Annotated in this window: 1 protein-coding gene; it reads right to left on the bottom strand. The window is 67.3% G+C overall.

Features of this window, described 5'->3' with window-relative positions; genetic code table 11:
* Positions 1 to 402: VCBS domain-containing protein (locus EB812_RS11600; protein ID WP_165450947.1), on the bottom strand; the 402-nt coding region annotated here is incomplete at both ends.

Raw genomic sequence — 402 nt, 5'->3', positions numbered from 1 at the left:
GGTGACCTGGGTCGTGTCTTCAGCCACGCTCGCCGTGGACGCCGCCACCGTGGGCGCGTCGTTGGTGCCCCTGATGGTGATGGTCAGGTTGTTGGTAGCCGTGCCGCCGTGGCCGTCGCTCACCGTGTAGCTGAGGGTTTCCGTCAGGGTGTCGTTGACGCCCAGGGCCTGCACCGCAGCCAGGYCGTTGTTCAGGGAGTAGGTGTAGGAGCCGTCGYCATTGAGGGTAAAGCTGCCGTACTGACCGGCGGTTYCCGTCTGCGCCACATAGGTCGGGGTGTCCGTGCTGTCCACATCCGTGGGCGCGGGCAGCGTGCCGRTGACCTGGGTCGTGTCTTCAGCCACGCTCGCCGTGGACGCCGCCACCGTGGGCGCGTCGTTGGTGCCCCTGATGGTGATGGT

Source organism: Desulfovibrio legallii (assembly GCF_004309735.1).
Classification (GTDB): Bacteria; Desulfobacterota; Desulfovibrionia; order Desulfovibrionales; family Desulfovibrionaceae; genus Desulfovibrio; species Desulfovibrio legallii.
The sequence above is the reverse complement of the archived record's forward strand: the minus strand, read 5'-3'. Positions and strand labels throughout refer to the sequence as shown.